Source organism: Geothrix sp., assembly GCF_020622065.1.
Lineage (GTDB): Bacteria > Acidobacteriota > Holophagae > Holophagales > Holophagaceae > Geothrix.
In genome coordinates this window covers 1,342,825-1,366,550 of the sequence record NZ_JAHRYQ010000001.1, presented here as the reverse complement: position 1 = coordinate 1,366,550, position 23,726 = coordinate 1,342,825, and the positions used below count along the sequence as shown (strand labels likewise).

Here is a 23,726-nt window from a genome sequence, read left to right as displayed (position 1 = left end):
AAGTCGCGCACAGGCGTGCCGGGGGAATCCTCCGGCACGCCTGTGTTTTGACCCGGACCTACCCCTCTTACGAGACCCCATGCCCAGCACCCCCTCCAATCAGATCCGCGCCCAGCGCATGGATCGGTTCATGGCCTTCACCATTTCGGGTGGGGGCATTCTGATTATTGGCGCCGTGCTGGCGATGCTTCTCTTCATCCTGAAGGAAGCCATTCCGCTGTTCATCCCCCCCCAGTCCAAGTCCGTCGCAACCCTGCAGGCACCCCAGTCCGCCGCAGGGTGGCTGGATGAATCCGGGAAGGCGGGGGTGTTCCTTTCCCGGACAGAGGGCGTGAAGGCCCTTCGGCTCCCGGAGGGAACGCCCCTCCCCGTTCCCTCGGACGGCCCGCCTCTGCCCTGGAAGGCGCTCTCGCCCGCCACGCCGCGGGGTGAATGCCTCGTCATCGGGGCCGATGACCGGCTCTTCCTGGCCCGCATGGTCTGGTCGAAACCCGCTGGGGAGAACGACCCTGCCCAATGGACCCTGGAATCCCACTGGCAGGGCGGCGGGCTGGTCGGGCTGCAGGTGGGCGAGATCCTGACCTTCCAGACCTTGGAGGGGGGAGGCCTCGCCGGCGGAACCACCTTGAGGGTGGCCGCCCGCCGGGGCGATGGCCTGGTCTGGTCCGAATCGGCCCTGGATGGTACGGGCACCCTCGACTGGAAGGCCCTTCCCCTCGATCCCGCGCTCCATCCCACGGCGGCGGCCTGGAGCGGCGACGCCAAAAACCTCTTCATCGGAACCCGGGAAGGCCACCTGCTGGATGTGGATCCCGAGGCGAATGGCGTCCTCTCCACCTCAGATTTCGGCGAGCCGATCCAGTCCCTGGGCTTCGCGCTGGGGCACACCAGCCTTCTGGTCGGCGGGGCTCAGGGCAAGCTCGCCGCCTTCCAGCGGGTCCGGGTGAACGAAACCTTCCAGCTCCAGTCCTTCCACCACTTCCCCCGCCTGGACGGAGCCGTCCTGGGGTTTCAGCCCAGCCAGCGCGACAAGCGGTTCCTCGGTTGGACGGCCCGTCAGGTCGTGGTGGACCACCTGACAACTGAACGGCGGCTGTTCTCCATGCGCATCGACGGCCCCGGCCACGCCACCCTGGCGCCCCGGGGCGACCTCATCCTCCATGCGAACGCCGCCACGGGCGCCCTGCGCCTCTGGTCCCTGAGCGCCCCTCATCCGGAAGTCAGCTTCGGCCTGCTGTGGGGGAAGACCCACTACGAGGGGTACGAGAAGGCGGAATATGTCTGGCAGAGCACGGGCGGCACCGACGATTTCGAACCCAAGTTCAGCCTCGTGCCCCTGGTCTTCGGAACCCTCAAGGGCACCCTGTACGCCATGCTCTTCGCGTTCCCCCTGGCGGTCCTCGGGGCGCTCTACACCTCGCAGCTGGCCTCTCCGCGCCTGCGGAATGTCATCAAGCCCACGGTGGAGATCATGGCGGCCCTGCCCTCCGTGGTGCTCGGCTTCCTCGCGGGCCTCGTCATGGCGCCCCTGCTCGAAAAAATGGCCGTGGAAGTCTTCATCTACCCCTTCGCCGTCCTTTTCCTGGCCCTGCTGGTCATGCCCATCTGGAGCCGCCTGCCCCAGCCCTTCCGCAACGCCTTCGGCACCGGCCGCGAGGCGCTCTGGATGTTCCCGGTGCTGCTCGTGGGCATCTGGCTCGCCAGCCTGGCCGGGCCCTGGGTCGAGCACACGATGATGGGAGGCAGCTACCGCGCCTGGCTGCAGTCGGCCATGGGCGTCTCCTATGATCAGCGGAACAGCCTGGTGGTCGGCTTCGCCATGGGGTTCGCCGTCATCCCGATCATTTTCACCATCAGCGAAGACGCCCTGTCGAGCGTGCCCCGCTCGCTCACCTCGGCCAGCCTCGCCTGCGGCGCCAGCCCCTGGCAGACCGCCTGGCGCGTGGTGCTCCCGACGGCCAGCCCCGGCATCTTCTCCGCCACCATGGTCGGCCTGGGCCGGGCTATCGGCGAGACGATGATCGTCCTCATGGCCACGGGCAACACCCCCGTGCTGGACTGGAGCCCCTTCAACGGCATGCGCACCCTCAGCGCCAACATCGCCGTGGAGATCCCGGAAGCCCCGCTGCATGGAACCCTCTACCGCATCCTCTTCCTCGCGGCCTTCCTCCTCTTCATCTTCACCTTCATCCTCAACACCGTCGCCGAACTGGTCCGCCAGCGGCTGCGGCGCCGCTATGAGTCCATCTGATGAGCCGCTTGACCGAATCCTTCCGTCAAGGCGATGTCTTCGTCTGGCTCTCCGCCACAGTCCTCGCCTTCTGTCTTGCGATGATCATCGGCTTGGCCGGGTTCATCGCGGCCAAGGGCCTGGGCTACTTCTGGCCCAGTCCCATCGTCCAGGTCCAGACGCCTGACGGGCCCCTCCTGGGGGAGATCACGGGCCATGAGCCCGCCCGCGGGGCAGAATCCGAGAAGATCCAGTTCCGCGTCGCCAACCGCGACATCTATGGCCAGGACTTCCGCTGGATCCCCGCCGCCGACATCAGCAGCGCTCCGGAACGGCCGAAAGATGCCCTGCTCATCGAACGGCTCGAATACGGTCCCTTCATCGGCCGGATCGCCTCCATCAGCCACCAGGGCGAAGTCGTGGCCACGGGAACGCGTGCCTTGGCCGAGGCCCAGGGCCACCTGGGCGAAGCCTACCGCCTGCGCCGCCGCATCCAGTCCATCGAGAAGGGCGAAGTCGGGGAGCTCAACCGCCGCATCGAAGCCATCCGGTTGGCCCGCCGCAAAGCCGAAAAGAACGGCGATGCGGCCCTCCTCGAATCGCTGGATGCCAAGGTTTCCGCCCTCCAGGTGACCTATGACCAGGTCCAGGCGGGCCTGGAGGACCTCCGGGCGCAGTCCAGGACCTGGACCCTTTCCCTTTCAACGGCCGATGGACAGGTCAAGGAGCTGCCCCTGGCCTCCGTGGTCCGGCTGGTTCCCGCCAATGACATGAATGTCTTCGGAAAGCTGGGCGTGTACGCCTCGCGTCTCTGGGAATTCATGGCCGATTCGCCGCGGGAATCCAACACCGAGGGCGGCATCTTCCCCGCGATCTTCGGCACCGTGATGATGGTCCTGGTGATGTCGGTCCTGGTGGTGCCCCTGGGCGTGATCACGGCCCTTTATCTTCGCGAATACGCCCGGCAGGGCTGGCTGGTCCGGGCCGTCCGCGTGGCCGTGAACAACCTGGCGGGCGTCCCCTCCATCGTGTTCGGCGTGTTCGGCCTGGGCTTCTTCGTCTACGGCCTGGGGGGCACCATCGACCACCTCTTCTACGCCGACAGCCTGCCCACGCCCACCTACGGGACCGGCGGCATCCTCTGGGCCTCCCTTACCCTCTCCCTGCTGACGGTGCCCGTGGTGGTGGTGGCCACCGAGGAGGCGCTGGGAGCCGTGCCCCGTTCTCAGCGGGAAGCCAGCCTGGCCATGGGCGCCACCAAGTGGCAGACCCTCTGGAATGTCGTCCTGCCCAGCGCCACCCCCGGCATCCTCACCGGCCTCATCCTGGCCATCGCCCGGGGCGCGGGCGAGGTGGCGCCCCTCATGTTGACCGGCGTAGTGAAGCTCGCCCCCGCCATGCCCCTGGACGGAACCTTCCCCTTCCTCCACCTCGACCGGAAATTCATGCACCTCGGTTTCCACATCTACGATGTCGGGTTCCAGAGCCCCAATTCCGAGGCCGCCAAGCCCATGGTCTTCATGGCCTCGCTGCTGCTGCTGCTGGTGGTGGTCATCCTCAACCTGTTTGCCCTGAACCTGCGGCGCAAGCTGCGGGAACGCCTGGGCGGGAGCACATTCTGATCATGCCTACCGGAGCCCTCGCCATGGAAATCGACGACCCTCGCCCGGTGCCGGAGCCCGCGCTCTTGCCAGCACCGATCAACGGATCCGGTTCGCGCCCCGGAGTCCTCCCCAGGGCCCACCTGCCCCTGCCGGCCCCCAATGCCGGACCGGCGTCGACCATGCTGCGCGTCGAGCGGCTGAACCTGTTCTACGGCGAGAAGCAGGCCCTGTCGGACATCAACCTGCAGGTGGCCCCGAACTCGGTCATGTCGTTCATCGGCCCCTCGGGATGCGGCAAGAGCACCCTGCTCCGCTGCCTGAACCGGATGAACGACCTCATCGAGAATGTCCGGATCGAAGGCCGGGTCCTGCTGGGCGATACGGACCTCTACGCTCCCGAGACGGATGTGATCGCCCTCAGGAAGCGCGCCGGCATGGTGTTCCAGAAGTCGAACCCCTTCCCCAAGTCCATCTTCGAGAATGTGGCCTATGGCCTTCGCATCCAGGGTCAGCGGGACCGCACGGTGCTGGAGGAGGCTGTCGAAACCAGCCTGAAGGGGGCCGGCCTGTGGGACGAGGTCAAGGACCGGCTGAAGGACTCGGCCAACGGGCTCTCCGGAGGCCAGCAGCAGCGGCTCTGCATCGCCCGGGCCCTGGCGGTGAATCCCGAAGTCCTGCTGATGGACGAACCCTGCTCCGCCCTCGACCCCATCGCCACCGCCAAGATCGAGGACCTCATCACCGAGTTGAAGGAACGCCTCACCATCGTGATCGTCACCCACAACATGCAGCAGGCGGCCCGGGTCAGCGACTTCACGGCCTTCTTCTGGCTGGGCAAACTGGTCGAGATGGACCTCACCGAGCGGATCTTCACCACGCCGAGAGTGCAAATGACGGAAGACTACATCACGGGGAGGTTCGGCTGATGCGGCTGTTCGACACGGAACTCAAGGAGCTGCGGGACGGGATCATGGCCATGGCCGGCGTGGCCGAGGAGATGATCGATCTCACCATCCAGGCCCTGACGGAACCCTCCCCGGCCAAGGCCGAGCAGGTCAACCTTCTCGACCGCCGCATGGACGAGTGGGAGCTCAAGCTCGACCAGCAATGCATCGACCTCCTGGCCCTTCACTCCCCTGCGGCTTCGGACCTCCGCCGCATCGCCTCGAGCCTCAAGATCATCCCCGAGCTGGAGCGCATCGGCGACCACTGCTGCAACATCGCGCGCCGGGTGTCCCTGGTCCATCCGCCCATCCTGGCCGGCAACGACCTGGAGCAGCTGGGCACCGAAACGAGGAACATGGTCCGCCGGGCGGTGGATGCCTTCGTCAGCAGCGACGCCGCGCTGGCCCAGGCCGTGATCCTGAGCGACGACAGCGTGGACGCCCTCTACGGGAAGATCTACCGGGACCTGCTGCGCATCATGCTCGCGGATCCCCTCTGCATCGAGCGGGCGAGCCATCTGATCCTCGTCATCAAGAACTGGGAGCGCATCGCCGACGAGGCCACCAACATCGCGGAAGAGGTCCTCTTCATCCTCGAGGGCCGGAACGCCAAGCACCCATATCTCCGCGGCAACTCCGTAGAATAGCGACGAAGGGTCCCATGCCCCACATCCTCCTCCTGGAAGACGACACTGAGATCCGCCTGGGTCTCGAGCAGCATTTGCGCCGGGAGGGCTTCAGCCTGACCAGCGTGGGCACCGGCCGGGATGCCCTCCAGGCCCTCAGCGCACCAAGTCCCAGACTCGATGCGGCCCTGCTCGATCTGAGCCTGCCCGACATGGACGGCCTCGATGTGCTGCGGGCCATCCGGACCCATGCTTTGCACCGCGGCCTCCCCGTGCTGCTCGTCACCGCCCGGAGCGAGGAGATCGACCGGGTGCTGGGCCTTGAGCTCGGCGCGGACGACTATGTATCCAAGCCCTTCTCGGCGCGGGAGCTGGCGGCCCGCCTGCGGGCCATCCTCCGGCGCGCGGTCCCCACCGAAATCGCGGATCGCGCTCCGCAGCTGACCTTCGGCCCCATCACCGTGGACCTCGACATGCACACGGCGCGCGTGGACGGGCAGCTGGTCGACCTCACCCGCCGGGAGTTCGAGCTGCTGGCGTATTTCCTCGGCAATCCCCGCCGCGTCCTGAGCCGCGAGAAGATCCTGCAGCAGGTCTGGGGCCTGGAATACCTGGGCGAAAGCCGCACCATCGATGCCCATGTCCGGCGGGTCCGGGCCAAGCTCGGCGAGCCGGCGGCCGACCTCATTGAAACGGTCGTGGGGGTCGGCTACCGGCTCGGCGGGCCGGCTGGCGCCTAATCACCGCAGGATTTAAATCAGGCCCTAATCCTCCTGCCGGCTTGGCAACGGGGGCAGCATCACCCGGAAGGTGGCGCCCTCGCCTGGCTGGCTCTCCACCGTGACCTCACCGCCCATCAGGCGGCAGAGGTGCTTCACGATGGCCAAGCCCAGACCCGTGCCGGGTTTGGCCTTCGTAGCCTGGGAGCGGTAGAATCGCTCGAAGATGCGTCCCTGGTCAGCCAAGGGGATGCCCGGCCCCTGATCCTTGACCTCCCACAGCTGCCCCCGCTCGGAGAGCCTGACGCGGAGCTCCACTCGGCCGTCCGGCGGGCTGAATTTGATGGCGTTGGAGAGTAGGTTTTCCACCACCTGGCTCAGGCGCAGGGGATCCGCCAGGAGGGTGGCCCCTTCGGGAGCCTCGACCTCCACCGCCAGGCTGACGCCGGCTCCGGCGAGGCGCGCCTGCTGGTCCTTGACGAGGGAGGCGAGGAAGGCCGCCAGATCCAGGCGCACGGGGTCAAGATGCAGGGCCCCGCTTTCGATGCGACTCAATTCGGAGAGGTCGCCCAGCAACAAGGAGAGGCGATCCACGGACCGGAGGATGGACTGGGCCCCCGCCTGGGCCGAATCCGGCAGCGCCTCTTCCTGCAGATTCTCGGCGGCGATGCGGATGGCGGTCACCGGCGTCTTCAGTTCGTGGCTGACATTGGAGATGAATTTCTGCCGCGTGGTTTCGAGGGCCTCCTGGCTCGTCACATCATCGAGGGTGAGCAGCACGCCGCTGACGGAGCCTGCCGGGGCGAAGGGGATGGCCCGCACCCGGAGGGTCCGGCCCGCCCGCGCCAGGCGCCATTCCGAGGGTGCGCCTCGATAGGCCTTCTGAACCGCGGCGGAGCTGTCCGGGTCGCGGAACACCTCGCCCACCACCATGCCCTTCGCCAGGGGCGCCCCCAGGCCCAGGTGGCGCTGGGCGGCGGGGTTGAACTGTTCCAGACCGCCAGCAGGGCCGAACAGCAGCACCCCCTCCTCAAGTCTCGCCATGATGCTGGGCAGCAGCCGGTCCTCGCGCGCCGCCCGCTCGCGGAGATCCAGGTTCTCCTGTTCCAGGGCGGACCAGGCCCGCGGCAGGTCCTCGATGGTCCTGGGTCTGGATCCGCCCAGCAGCTGGCCCAGGGGCTCCGCCACCAGCCGCACCTGCCAGCGGGCCATGAGAATGACCACCAGGAACACCGTCATGACAAGCCCCAGGGTCCAGGGGACCGAGGCCCCCTGATGGACACTCATGCCCAGGCCGAGGCCGAGGAAGAGCACCGACCCCAGGCAGACCAAGGCCCGCCCCAGAAAAACCCGCACCCCGGACTCGACCTCGCGCTGAATCTCTTGTTCCGCCATGCCCTCAGACCATACACCTTCCCCGCGGCCCCACCCATCGCCCCGCCGCCAATTTACGCTCCGTTTACACCTCTGGAGCCGGTACAGTGGAAAACGGATCTGTGGGAGTTGTCATGTCCTTGAATGCCGTGATGCGCTGGCTCAAACCCAGGGAAATGGTCTTTTTCGATCTCCTGGAATCGGCCTCCGGGAATGTCTACCAAGCCGCCCAGCTCTTCGACCGGGAGATCCGCAGCGCCGATCCGGCGCGGTTTGCGGAGCTGCGCAGGCAGATGAAGGACCTGGAGCACACCGGCGACGACATCACCCACGAGATCATCGACCGCCTGAACCACACCTTCGTCACCCCCATCGATCGCGAGGACATCCTGACCCTCGCCCACGCCATCGATGATGTGATCGACCGCATCCATTCCGTCTGCGAACGCCTGATCCTCTACCGCATCAGCCAGGTGATGCCCGCGGTCACGGAGATCAGCTCCATCATCGTGGAGGGCGCCGGCGAGATCCTCCACCTCACGCGCTCCCTCCGCAACATGTCCAACCAGAAGGAAATCGGGGACCGCATCCGCCGGGTGCACGCCCTGGAGAACAAGGCCGACTCCATCTACCACGCCGGTCTCGCCCAGATCTTCGACAATCCGAAAGACCCCATTGAAGTGGTGAAGTGGAAGGAAATGCTCGAGAAGATCGAGGACGCCACCGACCGGATCGAGCTGGTGGCCAAGGTGATCGGCTCCACCGTCATGAAGAACGCCTGAGGCTTCGATGATCGAAGCGTTCCTCATCCCGTCCCTGGCGGTCCTGGTTCTTCTGGCTTGGGGCATCGATTACATCAACGGGTTCCACGACACCGCCAATTCCATCGCCACCGTGGTGAGCACCGGTGTGCTTCCCGCCAAGTACGCCCTCGTCATGTCCGCGACCCTCAATTTCGCCGGGGCCCTGGCGGGCACTTCCGTGGCCACCACCATCGCCAAGGGCATCGCCGACAGCCAGCATGTGGTCCCGGCGGTCATCGCGGCGGCCCTCATGGCGGCCATCACTTGGGATCTGCTCACCTGGTGGTTCGGCATCCCCTCCAGCACCAGCCACACCCTGCTCGGTAGCCTGGCCGGAGCCGTCGTGGCCCATGCAGGATTCGGGGCCCTCCACACCAAAAAGCTTGAGGAGATCGGTGCCTTCATCATCATCTCCCCCGCCATGGGCTTCATCGTGGGCATGCTGCTCATCCTGATCATCCTGTGGATCGTCCGTCATTTCTCCGGGCACAAGGTGAATGTCGTCTTCCGAAAGGCGCAGCTGGTGAGCGCCGCGGCCATGTCCTTCACCCACGGCCAGAACGACGCCCAGAAGGCCATGGGCATCATCTGTCTCGCGCTCATCGCGTACAAGTTCCATCTCCCCGTGGATGCCAAGGCCAAGGTGATCATTCCCCTCTGGGTGAAGATCGGCAGTGCCAGCTTCATGGCCCTGGGCACCGCCTCGGGCGGCTGGAAGATCATCAAGACCATGGGCTCGAAGATCGTGAAGCTGCGCCCCATCCACGGGTTCGCCGCCGAGACCGCGGCCGCGGCGGTGCTCTTCACCACCGCCCATTTCGGCATTCCGGTCAGCACCACCCACAGCATCACCGGCGCCATCATGGGCGTCGGCACCTCCATGAACGCCAGCGCGGTGCGCTGGGGCGTGGCCGGCAACATCGTGGTGGCCTGGGTGCTCACCATCCCCATCAGCGCCCTCCTCGCCGCGGGCTTCCTCAAGCTGGTGGCGCCCTTCTTCTGAGCCGGTGCTGGTTCACTCAGAAGTGACGCTCCCGTTTCCAGCGCGCCTCATCCTTCTGCGAGACTGATAGGCCCGATCCGCGGATGGCTTGTAACTATCCGGTATCAAGGTATTTGCGCGGAATTGCCGCGACCATCGCGGGACTGTCATCCCCGCCTCCGATCCTGGTTCCAACACCAGGGAGGTACGGCATGACCATCGAGACCCTCGCCCCCCATCCAGAGGGAGCCCGCTACGCGGTGCGGCCGCTGTCCAGCTCGGACTACGCCCACCTCCGCCGCCTCGAAGCGGAGATCTGGTCCGGAGACGGCGCTGGCGAACTCTGCCCCCACTATCTGCGCCTCTGCACCGAGCTCTACGGCGACTGGTGCTTCCTCGCCCTCGACGGCGACCGGCCCGTGGGCTATGTCCTGAACTTCGTGAAGGGCACCACCGCCTACTGCGCCACCCTGGCGGTCCACCCCGATTACCAGAAGGGGCGGGTGAACTACCTGCTCATCCGCGCCATGGTCTCCAAGCTGCTGCAGGAGAATGTGGACGAGTGCCGCTTCCTGGTGGAGCCCGGCAACGCCGACGCCCGCAGCGTCCACAACGCCCTGGGCGCCCGGGTGGTGGCCGAGGTGAAGGACTTCTACGCCCCCGGCGACACGCGCCTCTGGTCCGCCATCACGCGCGACGACCTGGAGCGCGTCCGGGCCCGCTACACCCGCCTCAAGCTGGTGAGCTAGTGAGCTGGGCCGGCGTCCTCTGGCCCACCTTCGCCCTGCTGCCCCGGCTGGCGGTCGGCACGGAGCCCCAGCCCGGCATGCACCGCTGGGCCCAGCGGCTCCTTCCGGCCCTGGGCCTGGATCTGGAGATTGCCGGGCAGCCCCGCCGGGACATCCCCCTCTGGGTGGCCAACCACCTCAGCTGGGTCGATCCCGTGGTGCTCATGAGCCTCCGCCCCATGGGCACCATCGCCAAGGGCGAAGTCACAGGCTATCCGCTCATCGGGCGATGGGCCCGGAAGTCCGGCATCCACTTCGTGGACCGGGAGGATGCCACCAGCCGCGCGGCGGCCCTGGCCAGCTTCACCACCTCGCTCCAGAGCGGCCGGGACATGCTCCTCTTCCCCGAGGGCACCACCACCCGCGGCGAACGCCTGGCTCCCTTCTACGAGGGCGGGCTGCGGGCCGCCTACGAGCTGGGGCTGCCCGCCCAGCCCATCCGCCTCAGCAGTCCCGCGCCCCACTACCCCTGGACCGGCGACGAGACCCTGCTCCCGCACCTCCGCACGCTGTTCGCCGCCCGCACCCCTCTCACCGTGACGGCCGAGGCCCCGCTGCATCCGGAAGACTTTCCGGATGCAGCCCAGTGGCTCGCCGCCTTTCGAGCGGCCCTCTCCCCCCGGAGCCCCGATGTCCGCTGACCTTCTCCTCCAGGGCCTCCGCACCGGCCTCACGCCGTTCTTCGGCCTGCCCCTCTGCCTCGATCCCCGACCCGCCACCGGCGTGGTGCTCGGCGCGCCCTGCGATGCGGGCGTCATCAACCGCCCCGGGGCCCGCCTGGGGCCCTGGGCGATGCGTGCGGCCGCCATGGGCATGGGTTCCCACCCGATGCCCGGGCGGCTCCGGGAAGCCCGCCCCGCCCTCGGCCCCGCGGCCGCCCGGGGCTGGCTGGACGGCGGCAACATCCCCACCCTGCCCTTCTCCCTGGCGGGGGCCCTCGAAACCGTGCAGGCCACGGTGGGCGCCTGGGCCATGACCGGTTGCCGCACGCTGATGCTGGGCGGCGACCACGCCCTCACCCTCGGCGCCCTGCGGGCCTTGGCCCGCCAGCACGGCCCTCTCGGCCTGCTGCATCTGGACGCCCACCCGGACGCGGCCGATGGGGCCGCCTGGGGCACGGACATCCACCACGGCGCCTGGCTCCGCCAGGCCCTGGAGGAAGGCCTGGTCGACCCGACCCGCGTGGTGCAGGCGGGCCTGCGGGCGCCGCGCTTCGATGACGACGAGCTGGCCTTCCTCCAGGCGGCCGGCGTGCGCATGTGGACGCCCGGGGATCTGCGTGATCCGCGGTTGGCGCCCCAGCTGGAAGAGGACCTGGCCGCCGTGGGCCGGGGTCCCGCCTACCTGAGCCTGGACCTGGATGCCCTGGACCCGGTGCTGGTGCCGGCCGTGGCCGAGCCCGTGCCCGGTGGCCTGAGCCTGGAAGAAGCCCTGCGCCTGATCCACGCCGCACGGCAGTGGCCCGAACCCTGGGTGGGCGCCGATCTCATGGAACTGGCCCCCACGCTGGAGGGCGCCGAGGCCAGCGCCCGGGTCGCCGTCCATCTCGCCCTTCATCTGCTGGTCTGAGGAGCTTGCATGAGCACCCCCACGCCCTTCGAGGCCTTCCGGATCATCCACGGGTCCCCCACCTGGGATGACATCGTCACGGGCCATGATTTCGGCTTCCTCGGCGCCGCCGAGATCCAGGGCTGGGTCCCCGGGGAAGGGCCTGCCGTGGCACGCCTGCGGGCCCTCCGGGGCGAGGATCTCAGCACTTTTGAAGCCCACCTCTGGGCCGCCTGCGCCGAGGCGGTGGGCAAGACGCCCCGGCCCGGCAGCACCCGCTGGTCCCAGGCCCAGGATCGCTGGCGGGAAGCCCTCCTGCGCGACGCCCTGTCCGCGGAAACCACCGCCGCGCAGCTGGCGCGCCGCGTGGAGCAGCTCTACGAGCAGGTGGGTTGCCCCGAGGACATGCTGGTCATGCTGAAACCCTCCCAGCCTTGGTCGGGCCTGCCGGCCACCGTGGATCCCCAGGCGGTGCAGCAGTTCCTCAGTCGGACTAGCCGGGACTCATCCCATCGATCGAGGTTCAAGCTCTAGGCTTGTGGCACTCTGGGGAACGCCACCAGGATTGCCGATGCCCCTGCCCGACCTCAGGCTGGATGATGTGCTGCTCGGTGGCTCGCCGAGGCCGGAACCTCTGCTCCGTTGGCTGCTGGCGGCCTCACCGGAGGCCCCTGCAGGAGGCGAACCCCACCGCACTGCCCAGCTGCGGTACCTTCTCGGCGCCCTGGCCGAACGCGGGCTCACGGGTCCCCTGGCCGAGGCCTGGAATCATGCCTCGGCCATCCGCCTGCTGGCCGAGACGGGCCTGCCGGACCGCACGACCCTGATGGGCGAAGGCTTCCTGCGGCTGGCGGACCATCTCATCCCCCGTCTGGATCCCGAAGGGGATCTCTACGCCCTGCTGGACCGGCTGAACCTGAAGGAGGCCGACGCCGCCTGGATCGAGGCCCTGCCTGGAGATCTCCGGGCCGCTTGGGGCGACATCCTGGCTCCGCCGCAGGAGACCTGGGTCCACGCCGCCTGCCTGCTGTCCCACCGGGCCGCCGCCGTGGGCCTGTCGCGCGATCTGCTGGCGCTGAGCCCCGAGGGCAGCGACGCGGATTCACCCTTCTTCCACCTCACCCGGGCCGTCCAGGAAGCTGCGGACCATCCCGTGGACGCCTCGGCCCACGCGGCCTGGGAGGCTTGCCGCGCGGCCTGCGTGGCCACCCTGGCCCGGGCCCATGCGAGTCTCGAAGCCCGGGGCGTCTCCACGGACCTGGTGTTCCGGCTCGAGCTGCTGGAGGCTCAGCTGGCGCGCATCGGCCAGCTGCTCGACTTCGCCGGGGCCCGGGGGGACGGCACCGCCCTCGCCGCCGAGCTGGTGCGGGGGAGCGCCTCCCAGCACGGCCTGCGGTTCCTGCTGCGCACGGTGGTCAAGCGCCTGGCCCGCAAGGTCGTGGAGCACACCGGCGAGACCGGTGAGCACTACATCGCCCGGGACCGGGCAGAGTGGTGGGCCATGGGCCGTTCCGCCGCCGGGGGCGGCCTGCTCACCTCGGTCACGGCCCTGCTCAAGGCGGCCTTCACCGCCCTGCCTTTGGCGCCCCTGCTCACGGGCCTCGCCCTCTCCGCCAATTACGCCATCAGCTTCTGTACCATGCAGCTGATGGGCTTCAGCCTGGCCTCCAAGCAGCCCGCCATGACCGCCGCCGCCCTGGCCCGGGCGCTGGAAGAAGGGGACGACCAGGCCCGCGAGATCGAACTCGTGGCGGCCATCACGCGCACCCAGGTCATCGCCACCCTGGGCAATGTGCTGGCGACGATCCCCGCGGCCCTGGGCATCGTCGCCCTCTGGGCCTGGGCCACGGGCCATGGCCCCCTGGGAACCGAATCCGCCCTGCACGGCTTGCATGGCACGCACCCCTTCCACGGCTGGACCCTGGTCTACGCGGCCATGACCGGCGTGCTGCTCTGGCTCTCCAGCCTGGCCGCAGGTTGGACCGCCAACTGGAGCGCCTATCGCTGCCTGCCCGAGGCCCTGGCCCAGAACCACCGCCTCCAGGGCTGGCTCGGGCAGGCGGGCGCCGCCGCCCTGGGCCGGTTCATCCATCGGCATCTGGCGGGCTTCGCCGGCTATTCGGCCCTCGGCATCCTGCTGGTCTTCGTGCCCATGGCCTTCGCCTTCGCAGGCATCCACCTGGAGGTCCGCCATGTCACCCTCCAGGCGGCCTCCCTGGCCCTGGCTTCAGCCAGCCTCTGGCTGGAGGGCACCTTGGCCTGGCGCGAGGTGCTCTGGGGCCTGCTGGGCATCGCCCTCATCGGGGTCATGAACTTCGCCTTCTCCTTCGCCCTCGCCCTCTGGACCGCCCTGCGCGCCCGCGACCTGAGCGGACGCGCAGGGCGCCGCCTGGGGATCGGCATCCTCAAAGCCTTCAATCGCCATCCAGGTCGTTTCCTGGGTGCGCCGCCGAAAGCCCCCACCAAGGCCCAGCCCCTCGCCGAAGAACCGCGCTGAGGCTCCTGCGGAACCCGGTAAGCTGGATGCCCACCCCGGAGATCCCCATGCGCAGCCTGTTTCTCCCTGCCCTTCTCGCAGCCGCGGTCGCCCTCCCCCTCGCCGCCCAGGCCGCCCAGGACAAGCCCGCGCCCGTGCGCCTGACGCCCCTGCGGGTGAGCCCCGCCTGCACGGTGTCGCAGGAGATCGGCATCAGCAAGATCGACCTTGCCTTCGCCCGCCCTGCCGTGAAGGGCCGCAAGGTCTGGGGCGACCTGGTGCCCTTCGGGCAGGTGTGGCGGGCCGGTGCCAACAACGCCACCGTGATCACCTTCAGCCATGCCGCCAAGGTGGCGGGCAAGGAGGTGCCCGCGGGCTCGTATGGCTTCTTCGTCGTTCCTGGCGAGAAGGCGTGGACGCTCATCCTCAACAAGAAGGCCAAGCAGTGGGGGGCCTACGAGTACAAGGCCGAGGAGGATCTGGTGCGCTGGGAGGCCACGCCCCAGGCCGGACCCTTTCTCGAATACCTGGACTACCGGGTGATCCCCACCGGAACCGGGGACGCCACGGTCGAGCTGGGCTGGGAGAAGTTGCGCGTGAGCTTCCCGGTGGCCTTCGATACCAAGGCGATCTACTGGGCCCACTTGGAGAGCACCCTGAAGAAGGCCCCCGAGACCGACTGGGTGCCCTGGTATCAGGCCGCCGCCTACTGCCAGGCCCAAGGCATCGAACCCCAGAAGGCACTCCTTTGGATCGAGAAGAGCCTCAAGGCCGGGGACAGCTTCTGGAATCACGAAACCGCCGCCCGGATCTACAAGGATGCCAAGCGGATGCCCGAGGCCCTCGCCCAACTCGAAAAGGCCATCAGTCTCTCCAAGGGCAAGGCGCCCAAGGAATACACTGAAAACCTCGAGAAAGAGCGGACGGAGTGGAAGGCGGGGAAATAACCCGGCCCGAGCCTGGCTAGACCTTCACGGCCATCCGGAGAAAGGACTCGGGAAGGCTGACGCCGCTTCCCTTCAGGTTCGCCTGATTGACGAAGACCGTCAGCCGCCCGCCGATGCGCTCGAAGGCGATGGCGCCGCCATCCGCGAACAGTTTCCGGTTGCTGCACACGACGAGCTTGCCCTGGCCGGCATAGAACCGGGTCTGATCCGAGGTGAAGGACCAGGCCACATTGGCTTTGGCGTCCACCGAGATGTCGGATTTCTTGAGCTGGGCAACCATGTCGAGTTCTTTGCAGGCGACCCGTCCTTCCGAGCCGGCACTGCTGGCCAGAATCAGAAGGAACTTGGCCGCCTCTTCCACCGGGACCCCTTGGGCCAGCAAGGGCACCACGGGCAGGGCGGCGACGAGGACCGCGGTTCCCAGGCATCGGGCCGCACGGTGATGATACAAGGGTCGAATCTGACGCAGCATGGCACGCTCCGTCCTCCCTTATCGTTCCGCCCCTTGACCACACCGGGCCCAAATGATGACGAGTTGGTAAATTTATTCGATCCTCTTCGGGGCCCCCTTCCTCAGACCCCCTTCTTCTCGGCCCCCCAGATGACCTTGTGCAGCTGCACCTGCAGGCGTACGGGCAGGCCGTCGGCGACGATCCGTTCGGCCAGCCAGGCCGGATCGAGGCTGCCCCACACCGGGCTGAAGAGCACCTCCAGGCGGTCCCACACCTGCCGCTCGGCGCACCAGTCCCGGGCCCAGTCATAGTCTGCGGGATCGCACAGGACGAACTTCAGCTCGTCCTGGCCGGGAACCATGTGGTCGAGATTGGATTCCAGCCAGCGATGGACTTCGCCGCTGCCGGGGGTCTTGCGGTCCACGATCTTGATGACCTCCCGGGGCACCGCTGCCAGGTCGTGGCTGCCGGCCGTTTCCAGGGCCACTTCGTAGCCCAGGTTCAGCAGGGACTGAAGCAGTTCCGGAGCCTGGGGATGGGCCAGGGGCTCGCCGCCAGTCAGTTCCACGAAGGGGGCATTGGGTCCTTTCCGCGGCGGGCCGAGGCGCTGCCGTGTTTCGGCGAGCAGGTCGTCCAGCTCCCGCAGGGAGCCGTCATAGAAGGCGTACGCCGTGTCGCAATAGGAGCAGCGGAGCGGGCAGCCCGTGAGGCGGATGAACAGGCAGGGCCGGCCGATCCGGGCGCCCTCTCCCTGGATCGAATGGAACACTTCATTGACCTTGACCTTCATCGGTCCACCCAACGCCGCCCGCCATCCTGGGTCAGGATGTCGCCCGTGAGGAAGGGACTGTCGGCGGCGAAGCGCACCGCGCGGCAGAGATCGGCGGGATCTCCGAGGCGCTTGAGCAGGGTGCGCTGGGCCAGGAAGCCGGCATCGCTCCCTTCCGCCGGCAGCACCGCCCCCAGGGCATGGCCCACCACCCGCACCTTCGGCGCCAGCAACTGCGCGAGCCCCGGCACGAGGGCGGCCAGGCCGGCCTTGGCGGCGCTGTAGGGCAAGCGCTCGAGCCAGGGGTGGTGGATGGAGGTGTCCAACAGGAGCTGGAGGCAGGCGCCAGCGACGAGCCGTGGCCCCAGGGCCTGGGCGCATAGGAACGGGAAGCTCAGGTTCATGCGCCAGGTCGTCTCGAGGAGATCCGGCGTCCAGGTGCCGAGGGGGCTTTTCGGGAAGGTCCCGGCCAGGATCACGGCGCCGGAAATCACCCATCCATCTGACGCCAACCTGTCCAGATCTGCCATCATGCGGGACACCAGTTCCGGGTTCTCGGCATCCCACTGAAGCGTCCGGATCCGCGCCGTCTCCGACAAGTCATCCACCCAGGTTTCCCCGTCCCAGGGCTCAGAGCTGGTCAGCACCAGGTCGTGGTCCCGGGCCAGATCCTCCGCCAGGGCCCGACCCAGCCGCCGCCTTCCGCCCACCAGCACCCAGCAGGCCCGATCATTCCGCGAGATCCGCTCCATCCGGGCATATTCCCACAAAGGCACCATGAATCCCTACCTCAAACGCATCCGTTGGCGCCTGCTGTGGATCAGCTTTGCCTGCCTGACGCTGGCGCTGGGATCCTTCGCGCTCAACCAGTGGGTCTACGCCGCCTCGGACGACCAGTGCTCCTGGGTCGTGGAAAACGGGAAGGTCGTCATCCGCGAGATCCTGCCCGAGGGCGTGGCCGAGGAGGCGGGGCTTCTCGAGGGCGATGAGCTGGTGAAGATCCAGGGCCGTGCCTTCGAACCCACTGAGGAAGGCACGCTCAAAGCCCAGCGCTTCATCAACTCCAAGCCCCAGGGCGCCATCCTGATCTACACAGTGAAGCGCCAGGGCCGCCAGATCCTGCTGCCCCTGCGCCTGGTGAAGCCCCTGGAACCGGTGCAGCTGGCCCTGCTGCTGAACGGCATCCTCGCCTGGGCCATCAGCCTGCTGGTGGTGCTGTCGGCCCCGGAGCGCAAGACCTCCCGCCATTTCTTCTACCTGGCGGCCACCGCCCTGCTGATGTCGGGGGCCACGCTCTCAGGCAACGCGCCGATCCCCATGCGGATCGCCATCGCCCTGATGACCGCCGTCGCCATCGCCTTGCTGCCACCGCTGTGGATCCACTTCTTCCTCCGATTCCCGCATGCCTTCGCGCTCCGCAAGAACCGGCGCTTCCTCCAGGCCGTGTACGGAACCTTCGCGGTGCTCTCCCTGTGGCTCCTCTTCGTCCGTCTGTGGGGCATCTTCACCGACGGCGCCCTCCGCACACCCGCGGGCCTGGCTCCCGTGGGCATGCTCAAGGCCGCCCTGGGCGCCTTCGGCCTGCCCATCCCGCTCTATGTCGTGGCCGCCCTCACGGGCCTGGGCTTCTTCCTGGCGGGCACTTTCCGGACCCACGAGCGGTTGCGCCGGGCCCTGCTGCCTTCGCTCATCGTGGCGGCGGTGCTCTGCCTCGACCTGGTGGCCTGGACCCTGCTCGACGCGAAATACGGGAAGAGCCTGCTCTTCCGCCGCCAGATCTTCATCTTCATGCTGCCGGCCCCCCTGCTGCCCCTGAGCTTCGCCTTTGCCATCTTCCGCCACGGCCTCTTCGATGTGCGCAAGGTGCTGCTGCGGTGGGTGAGCTACATGGCCATCCTCGGCATCACGATCGTGGCCTACCTGGGCGGCCTGGCCTGGGCCTTCTCCCACCTCTCCTCGATCCCGTCCGGCTGGGCCGGAGCCCTCATCGGCCTGTTGGCGCTCCCTCTGGGGTGGGCCCTGCGGCGCCTGCTCCGCGGCATCCGGCGGCGATTCCGCCGGGACTTCTCCAGCACCCGCGAGATCGCCCTCAGCGCCGTGCGGGAGCCCCGCAAGCGCTTCAGCGAAGAGGCCCTGATCAAATCCCTGCGCCGCGCCCTGGGCGAGGCCTTCCAGCCGCAGTTCCTGGAGGTGCTGCCCATCGAGGAGCGGCAGATCCTCCTGCCCGCCGCCGAGGCCGTGGACCGGGATGACCGGCGCCTGCACTTTCCGCCCCAGCCCCTGAGGCTCCCACCGGGCCTGCTCCGCCTCGCCCGCGAGAACCGCGAGCTGGTGCTGGGCCTGGGCAGCGAGGAGGCTGACTGGATCCGCGAGCAGGGCGAAGGCGTGCGGGCCCATGTGGACGCCCTGGAGGCCCAGCTGCTCCTGCTCATCGTCGCCGGGGACCAGCCCCACAGCGCTGTCCTGCTGGGCGGCAAATACGCCGAGTTGAACTACGGCCGGGAGGACCGCGAGCTGCTGCGCGAGGTGGCCCTGGCCGCCGGCCAGGTGCTGGAGACCGCCGTGATGCACCAGCGCCTCGTGGCCCAGGAGCGGCTCAGCCAGGAACTGGAAACGGCCCGCCGCATCCAGGAGGGCCTGATCACCTCCCATCTGCCGCCCATCCCGGGCTTCCAGGTCGCCCTGCGGCTCGAACCCGCCCTGGAAACCGGCGGCGACCTGCTCTTCGTCAAGCGGCGCCCCAGTGGCAACTGGCTGGCCGCCGTGGGCGACATCTGCGGCAAAGGCCTCGCTGCCGCGCTCTACATGGCCCAGGCCACGGCCCTTCTGGAGCAGGCCGCCCAGCGGGAGGACCAGCGCCTGGAGGAGATCCTCTGCTCGCTGGACCACACCCTGCGCCAGCTGCTGGGTCAGCGGGGCTTCCTCACCCTGGTTCTGCTGGAGTGGGACGAGGCCGGCAACTACCGGCTGGCGCGAGCCGGGCACCCCGGCGCGCTGCTGCTCCATGGCCTGTCGGAAGACTGTTCCACTGAAATGACGCCCCACGGCCGGGGCCTTGGCCTCCGCCCGGCGGGCCCCGGTGACTGGGAAGTCATCGAAGGGGTGCTGCCTCCCAAGGGCTGGATGGTGCTCTACAGCGACGGCCTGTCCGAGGCCATGAACCGGGACGGCGAACTCTACGGTGTGGGCCGCCTGGGCAACCAGCTGCGCCGCCTCTGGGGTACCGGCAGCCCCCGGGCCGCCTGCGAAGCGGTCTTCCAGGATGTGGCCGCCTTCGATACCCAGAACCGCGACGACCGGACTCTGTTTATCCTGGGAAGGGAGCACGCATGAGCCGCCCCACCCTCCGATGGACCATCCCCGCCCTGCTGGCGCTCCAGCTGGTGATGCTCTGGATCCAGGGCGCTCAGCTCCACCGCCAGGGCCAGGTGCTGCAGGCGCTGCGGGAGGACATCCAGCTCCTGACGGAATCCATCGAGAACAGCCAGGCACCTGCCTCCTACGAAGACGATGGCGCCGCCGTGCCCGCCTCCTTCCTGCCCAAGCAGGCTCCGCCGCGGAAGAGCGCCGCGGTCCTGGGCGTGCAGGAAGAGCAGGAAGCGGCCTCCAAGGACCTGCAGGCCTCGCGGGAATCCGCCCAGAAGGCCGTGAAGGATGCCCGGGAGGCGCAGTCCAAGCTCTCGCTGGAAGAGAACGCCCGCAAGGCCGAAGAAGGCAAGAAGGTGCAGGCGGCCACCACTGCCTGGCAGCGCTGGGTCTATGGCGCCCTGGCGCTCCTGGCACTGGCGCTGGTGGCCCGCGCGGTCATCCAACGGCGCGGCTGATGTCCCTGCTCGAGTACCTGCGCGAGGATCCCGAGTGCCGAAATCTGGCTGAGGGCGCCGTGCATGCCGTGGCGCCGGCCCTGGACGATCCCGATCCCGACCATGTCGCCCTGCAGCTCAATGAGTGGGCCTTCACCCTCGCGGGCCGCATGCCCCTGCCCTGGAACACCCACAAGGCCCTGGACGCGCTCAACCACCTGCTCTTTGCGGAACTCGGCTTCACCGGCGACCGCGAGACCTACGACGATCCACTGAATGCGCTGCTCCCGGCCGTGATCGCACGGCGGAAGGGCCTGCCCATCTCGCTGTCCATCCTCTGGATCGATCTGGCCCGGCGCATGGGGTTCGACGCCGTGGGCGTGAGGCTCCCGGGCCACTTCATCGCCGCCTTGCGCACGGACTTCGGCCTGCTCTGCTTCGACCCCTTCCACCAGGGCCGCCCCGTGGGCGAGGAGGGCGGAGCCGAGCTGGTGAAGTCCGCCACCGCCGGCCGCGTGGCCTTCCACCGGGACATGCTCAGCCCCGCGCCCGACCGGCAGATCCTCGTCCGCCTCGTGCGGAACCTGCACCTGCGATTTATGCATGCGGAGGACTGGGAGGAGGCCCTCTGGACCGGCACCCACCTCATCCTCCTCGAGCCCAGCAATCCAAGGGCCCACAAAGAGCGCGCCTTCATCCACCTGCAGCGCGACGAGCCCGGGCAGGCCCTCATCGACCTGCGCATGGCCCTGCACCTCAGCCCCGATCCCGACCCCGAGATCCAGGCGTGGATGCGGCAGTTGGAGCGTTGACGCGGCCTACGAAGGCTTTCTAGGGCAGCTTCCGGATCGCCACAGCCACATCCGGTTGTTTGTGGAGGAAGACGATCTGTACCCGGACCGGGCCCGCCAGAAACCGGAAGGTGAACTGGAAAGTCCGAGAGACTTCATCCCCCTCGCAGAACGCACGGAAAGAGCCTTCAAACGCTTGGACGGAGGTGCACGGGGCCACTTCCGTGAAGAAGTTCCGGCCGAGGACGCTGCGGGGTGCCCGCCCGGCAAGTTCGCCCTCGGCCCGGTTGTACGAGCGGATGATGCCATCCCGGGAAAGCACGATGACGCCGAAGGGCAGCTCGTCGAGCTCCTCCTCGGTGAGGTCGGGAAGGCCCCGGAGCCGCTGATAGCAGGGCTGGCAGATGCCGTGGGAATGCTCGGCCGCGCTCTGTCCGACCAGGGCCCCGCACCAGGCACACAGCACATCCGCCAACGCCGCTCCCGAGCCGTGAATTCCTCCCAGCATAGCAGCGGGGGCCCGAAGGCCCCCGCACACTGAGATTCAGGACTGCAGACTACTTCTGCTGCGCCTCCACGACGGTGAGCGCCGTGAGGTGGATGATGTCGTTCAGGTCGCTGTGGCGCTGCAGGACATGGACGGGAGCCGCCATGCCGCAGGTGATGGGGCCGATGACCTCGGCGTTCGCCAGCCGCTGCACCAGCTTGTAGCCGATGTTGCCGCTGGTGAGGTCGGGGAAGATCAGCACATTCGGGCCACCCGGCAGGTCCACCCAGGGGTAGTTCTCGGACAGGATGTCGGCGCCAAGGGCGGTGTCGGCCTGCATCTCGCCGTCGCACTTGAGGCCGGGCCGCTGGGCCTTGACGATCTCCACGGCCTTCTGGACCTTGCGGACCAGCGGATGCTCGACGCTGCCGAAATCGGAGAAGGACAGCATGGCGACCTGGGGCTCCATGTTGAAGGTGTCCTTCGCCAGATCCGCGGTCAGCAGGGCGATCTCGGCCAGTTCCTCGCTGCTGGGCTCGATGTTCATGGTGGTGTCGGAGAAGAACAGCACACGGTTCTTCAGCACCATGGTGTAGACGCCGCACACGCGCTTGACGCCCTTGCGGGTGCCGATGACTTCGAGGCAGGGGCGGATGGTGTCGGGGTAGTACATCGTCAGGCCGGCGATGAGACCATCGGCCTTGCCCAGGCGGCACATCATGGCGCCGAAGTAGATGCGCTCCTGCATCTTGCGGCCGGCTTCGTCGCGGGTGACGCCCCGGCGCTTCCGCAGTTCCAGGAAGGCGTCCTCCGCCTCTGCGCGCCAAGCCACGGTGGCCGGATCCAGGATCTCGATGCCGTCCACGGAGATGCCGTGACCGGCGGCCACGGCCTTCACCTTGGCGGGATCGCCCACGAGGATGGGCACGCAGATGCCCTCGTCCACCATCTGGGACACGGCCTGGAGGATCAGCGGATGGTCGCCCTCGGGGAAGACCACGCGCTTGGGGTTGGCCTTGGCACGGTGGACCACGCTGCGGATCACATCCTTGCTGCGGCCCTGGAGCCCTTCGAGGCGCTCCTTGTAGGCCTGCATGTCGGCGATGGGCTGCTTGGCCACGCCGGTCTCCATGGCGGCCTTGGCGACGGCGGGAGCCACCCACAGCAGCACACGGGGATCGAAGGGCTTGGGGATGATGTACTCGGGGCCGAAGCTGAATTTCTGGCCCGAGTAGGCCTTCACCACGGAATCCGGAACCTCTTCCTTCGCCAGGGCGGCCAGGGCCTTGGCGGCAGCCAGCTTCATGGGCTCGTTGATCTCCGATGCGCGTACATCCAAGGCGCCGCGGAAGATGAAGGGGAAGCCCAGGACATTGTTCACCTGGTTCGGATAGTCACTGCGGCCCGTGGCCAGGATGATGTCGTCGCGGGTGGCCTTGGCGGTGGGGTAGTCGATCTCAGGATCGGGGTTGGCCAGGGCGAAGACGATGGGGTTCTTGGCCATGCTCAGGAGCATCTCGGGCGTCAGCGCGCCCTTGCTGGAGCAGCCCACGAACACATCCGCGTTCACGATGGTGTCGGCCAGGGTGCGCCATTCGCTGGGCTTGGCGAACTTGTCCTTGTATTTGTTGTTGCCTTCCGTGCGGCCGGTGTAGACCAGCCCCTTGGTGTCGCAGAGCCACAGGTTCTCGAGCTTCACGCCGGCGGCGATCATCATGTTGGCGCAGGCGATGGCCGAGGCCCCGGCGCCGCTGAACACCACCTTCATGTCGCTCAGCTTCTTCTTCACGATCTCGGAGGCGTTCATCAGGGCGGCCGTGCTGATGATGGCGGTGCCGTGCTGATCGTCATGGAAGACGGGGATGTTCATCTCCTTCTTCAGGCGGGTCTCGATCTCGAAGCACTCGGGGGCCTTGATGTCCTCGAGGTTCACGCCGCCGAAGGTGGGCTCCAGCGCCTTCACCACCTGGCAGAACCGGTCGATGTCCAGCTCATTGACCTCGATGTCGAACACATCGATGTCGGCAAAGCGCTTGAAGAGCACGCCCTTGCCTTCCATCACCGGCTTGCCCGCCAGGGCGCCGATGTTGCCCAGGCCCAGGACGGCGGTGCCGTTGGAGATCACGGCCACCAGGTTGCCCTTGGCGGTGTATTTGTAAGCATCCTCGGGGTTCTTCTCGATCTCCAGGCAGGGTTCCGCCACACCCGGCGAATAGGCGTTGGCCAGATCGCGGGCCGTGGAGCAAGGCTTGGTGGCGACGACCTCGATCTTTCCCTTTCGTCCCTGCGAATGGTAGTCGAGGGCTTCCTGCTTACGACTCATAGCCACACTCCTTCAATTGAGTGCCCTGGTTTTTGGGCTGATTGCCCCCAGCTTACACCT

Annotated in this window: 22 protein-coding genes; 16 read left to right on the top strand and 6 right to left on the bottom strand. The window is 67.9% G+C overall.

Going from position 1 to position 23,726, the window contains the following annotated elements:
- The first annotated feature begins 79 nt into the window (after positions 1-79).
- The 5 genes from QZ647_RS06440 to QZ647_RS06420 all read left to right on the top strand — a co-directional run bounded on the left by QZ647_RS06440 (position 80) and on the right by QZ647_RS06420 (position 6,144).
- Entirely contained in the window at positions 80-2,251 is a 2,172-nt protein-coding gene (locus QZ647_RS06440; protein WP_291271371.1) for an ABC transporter permease subunit, read from the top strand.
- Positions 2,251-3,852 carry a phosphate ABC transporter permease PstA gene (gene pstA / locus QZ647_RS06435; RefSeq protein ID WP_291271370.1) on the top strand — a complete coding sequence of 534 codons (1,602 nt, stop codon included), beginning with the start codon at positions 2,251-2,253 and terminating at the stop codon, positions 3,850-3,852. The genes QZ647_RS06440 and pstA overlap by 1 nt, the downstream gene beginning before the upstream one ends.
- Positions 3,853-4,013: 161 nt before the next feature.
- Positions 4,014-4,760, top strand: coding sequence for a phosphate ABC transporter ATP-binding protein PstB (gene pstB, locus QZ647_RS06430; RefSeq protein WP_291271927.1), 747 nt, complete (start codon positions 4,014-4,016; stop codon positions 4,758-4,760).
- Positions 4,760-5,425, top strand: a complete 666-nt coding sequence (gene phoU, locus QZ647_RS06425) for a phosphate signaling complex protein PhoU (RefSeq protein WP_291271369.1) — start codon at positions 4,760-4,762, stop codon at positions 5,423-5,425. The genes pstB and phoU overlap by 1 nt, the downstream gene beginning before the upstream one ends.
- A gap of 14 nt (positions 5,426-5,439) precedes the next feature.
- Positions 5,440-6,144 (top strand): response regulator transcription factor, encoded by a 705-nt coding sequence (locus QZ647_RS06420; protein WP_291271368.1) that lies wholly within the window; start codon positions 5,440-5,442, stop codon positions 6,142-6,144.
- Between the two features lie 24 nt (positions 6,145-6,168).
- Here QZ647_RS06420 and QZ647_RS06415 read toward each other — a convergent pair whose 3' ends face one another.
- Positions 6,169-7,518, bottom strand: coding sequence for a HAMP domain-containing sensor histidine kinase (locus QZ647_RS06415; protein WP_291271367.1), 1,350 nt, complete (start codon positions 7,516-7,518; stop codon positions 6,169-6,171).
- A 113-nt stretch (positions 7,519-7,631) separates the two neighbouring features.
- Here QZ647_RS06415 and QZ647_RS06410 point away from each other — a divergent pair, with 113 nt between their 5' ends.
- The 8 genes from QZ647_RS06410 (at position 7,632) to QZ647_RS06375 (ending at position 15,041) form a co-directional block, all read left to right on the top strand.
- On the top strand, positions 7,632-8,279 hold the full coding sequence (locus QZ647_RS06410) for a DUF47 family protein (protein WP_286353168.1): 648 nt from the start codon (positions 7,632-7,634) through the stop codon (positions 8,277-8,279).
- 7 nt (positions 8,280-8,286) lie between these two features.
- Entirely contained in the window at positions 8,287-9,303 is a 1,017-nt protein-coding gene (locus QZ647_RS06405; RefSeq protein WP_291271366.1) for an inorganic phosphate transporter, read from the top strand.
- Between the two features lie 191 nt (positions 9,304-9,494).
- Entirely contained in the window at positions 9,495-10,031 is a 537-nt protein-coding gene (locus tag QZ647_RS06400) for a GNAT family N-acetyltransferase (RefSeq protein ID WP_291271365.1), read from the top strand.
- On the top strand, positions 10,031-10,711 hold the full coding sequence (locus QZ647_RS06395) for a lysophospholipid acyltransferase family protein (protein WP_291271364.1): 681 nt from the start codon (positions 10,031-10,033) through the stop codon (positions 10,709-10,711). The genes QZ647_RS06400 and QZ647_RS06395 overlap by 1 nt, the downstream gene beginning before the upstream one ends.
- Positions 10,701-11,639 (top strand): arginase family protein, encoded by a 939-nt coding sequence (locus QZ647_RS06390; RefSeq protein WP_291271363.1) that lies wholly within the window; start codon positions 10,701-10,703, stop codon positions 11,637-11,639. The genes QZ647_RS06395 and QZ647_RS06390 overlap by 11 nt, the downstream gene beginning before the upstream one ends.
- A 9-nt stretch (positions 11,640-11,648) precedes the next feature.
- Entirely contained in the window at positions 11,649-12,152 is a 504-nt protein-coding gene (locus QZ647_RS06385) for a hypothetical protein (protein WP_291271362.1), read from the top strand.
- Between the two features lie 37 nt (positions 12,153-12,189).
- On the top strand, positions 12,190-14,115 hold the full coding sequence (locus tag QZ647_RS06380; protein ID WP_291271361.1) for a hypothetical protein: 1,926 nt from the start codon (positions 12,190-12,192) through the stop codon (positions 14,113-14,115).
- Positions 14,116-14,162: 47 nt separating this feature from the next.
- Complete coding sequence (locus QZ647_RS06375; RefSeq protein ID WP_291271360.1) at positions 14,163-15,041, top strand: DUF2911 domain-containing protein; 879 nt, start codon at positions 14,163-14,165, stop codon at positions 15,039-15,041.
- 16 nt (positions 15,042-15,057) lie between these two features.
- On the opposite strand, the gene QZ647_RS06370 is transcribed toward QZ647_RS06375, so the two are convergent.
- From QZ647_RS06370 to QZ647_RS06360, 3 genes are all read right to left on the bottom strand, one after another.
- Positions 15,058-15,513 carry a YfiR/HmsC family protein gene (locus tag QZ647_RS06370; protein WP_291271359.1) on the bottom strand — a complete coding sequence of 152 codons (456 nt, stop codon included), beginning with the start codon at positions 15,511-15,513 and terminating at the stop codon, positions 15,058-15,060.
- A gap of 101 nt (positions 15,514-15,614) precedes the next feature.
- Positions 15,615-16,283, bottom strand: coding sequence for a radical SAM protein (locus QZ647_RS06365; protein ID WP_291271358.1), 669 nt, complete (start codon positions 16,281-16,283; stop codon positions 15,615-15,617).
- Positions 16,280-17,041 carry an SDR family oxidoreductase gene (locus QZ647_RS06360; protein ID WP_291271357.1) on the bottom strand — a complete coding sequence of 254 codons (762 nt, stop codon included), beginning with the start codon at positions 17,039-17,041 and terminating at the stop codon, positions 16,280-16,282. Before QZ647_RS06360 ends, QZ647_RS06365 begins: the two co-directional genes overlap by 4 nt.
- Between QZ647_RS06360 and QZ647_RS06355 the strand changes: the two genes are divergently transcribed.
- Genes QZ647_RS06355 through QZ647_RS06345 form a run of 3 tightly spaced genes read left to right on the top strand, consistent with a single transcriptional unit; the run spans position 17,040 to position 20,877 of the window.
- Complete coding sequence (locus QZ647_RS06355) at positions 17,040-19,595, top strand: SpoIIE family protein phosphatase (protein WP_291271356.1); 2,556 nt, start codon at positions 17,040-17,042, stop codon at positions 19,593-19,595. The two genes, QZ647_RS06360 and QZ647_RS06355, sit on opposite strands and share 2 nt — an antisense overlap.
- Complete coding sequence (locus tag QZ647_RS06350; RefSeq protein ID WP_291271355.1) at positions 19,592-20,086, top strand: hypothetical protein; 495 nt, start codon at positions 19,592-19,594, stop codon at positions 20,084-20,086. Before QZ647_RS06355 ends, QZ647_RS06350 begins: the two co-directional genes overlap by 4 nt.
- Complete coding sequence (locus tag QZ647_RS06345) at positions 20,086-20,877, top strand: transglutaminase-like domain-containing protein (RefSeq protein WP_291271354.1); 792 nt, start codon at positions 20,086-20,088, stop codon at positions 20,875-20,877. The genes QZ647_RS06350 and QZ647_RS06345 overlap by 1 nt, the downstream gene beginning before the upstream one ends.
- Before the next feature lie 19 nt (positions 20,878-20,896).
- On the opposite strand, the gene QZ647_RS06340 is transcribed toward QZ647_RS06345, so the two are convergent.
- Together QZ647_RS06340 and QZ647_RS06335 are read right to left on the bottom strand one after the other, a co-directional pair.
- A complete protein-coding gene (locus tag QZ647_RS06340; RefSeq protein WP_291271926.1) occupies positions 20,897-21,322 on the bottom strand; it encodes a PAS domain-containing protein in 426 nt (141 codons plus the stop codon).
- Positions 21,323-21,413: 91 nt separating this feature from the next.
- Entirely contained in the window at positions 21,414-23,666 is a 2,253-nt protein-coding gene (locus QZ647_RS06335; protein ID WP_291271353.1) for an NADP-dependent malic enzyme, read from the bottom strand.
- Positions 23,667-23,726: the final 60 nt, after the last annotated feature.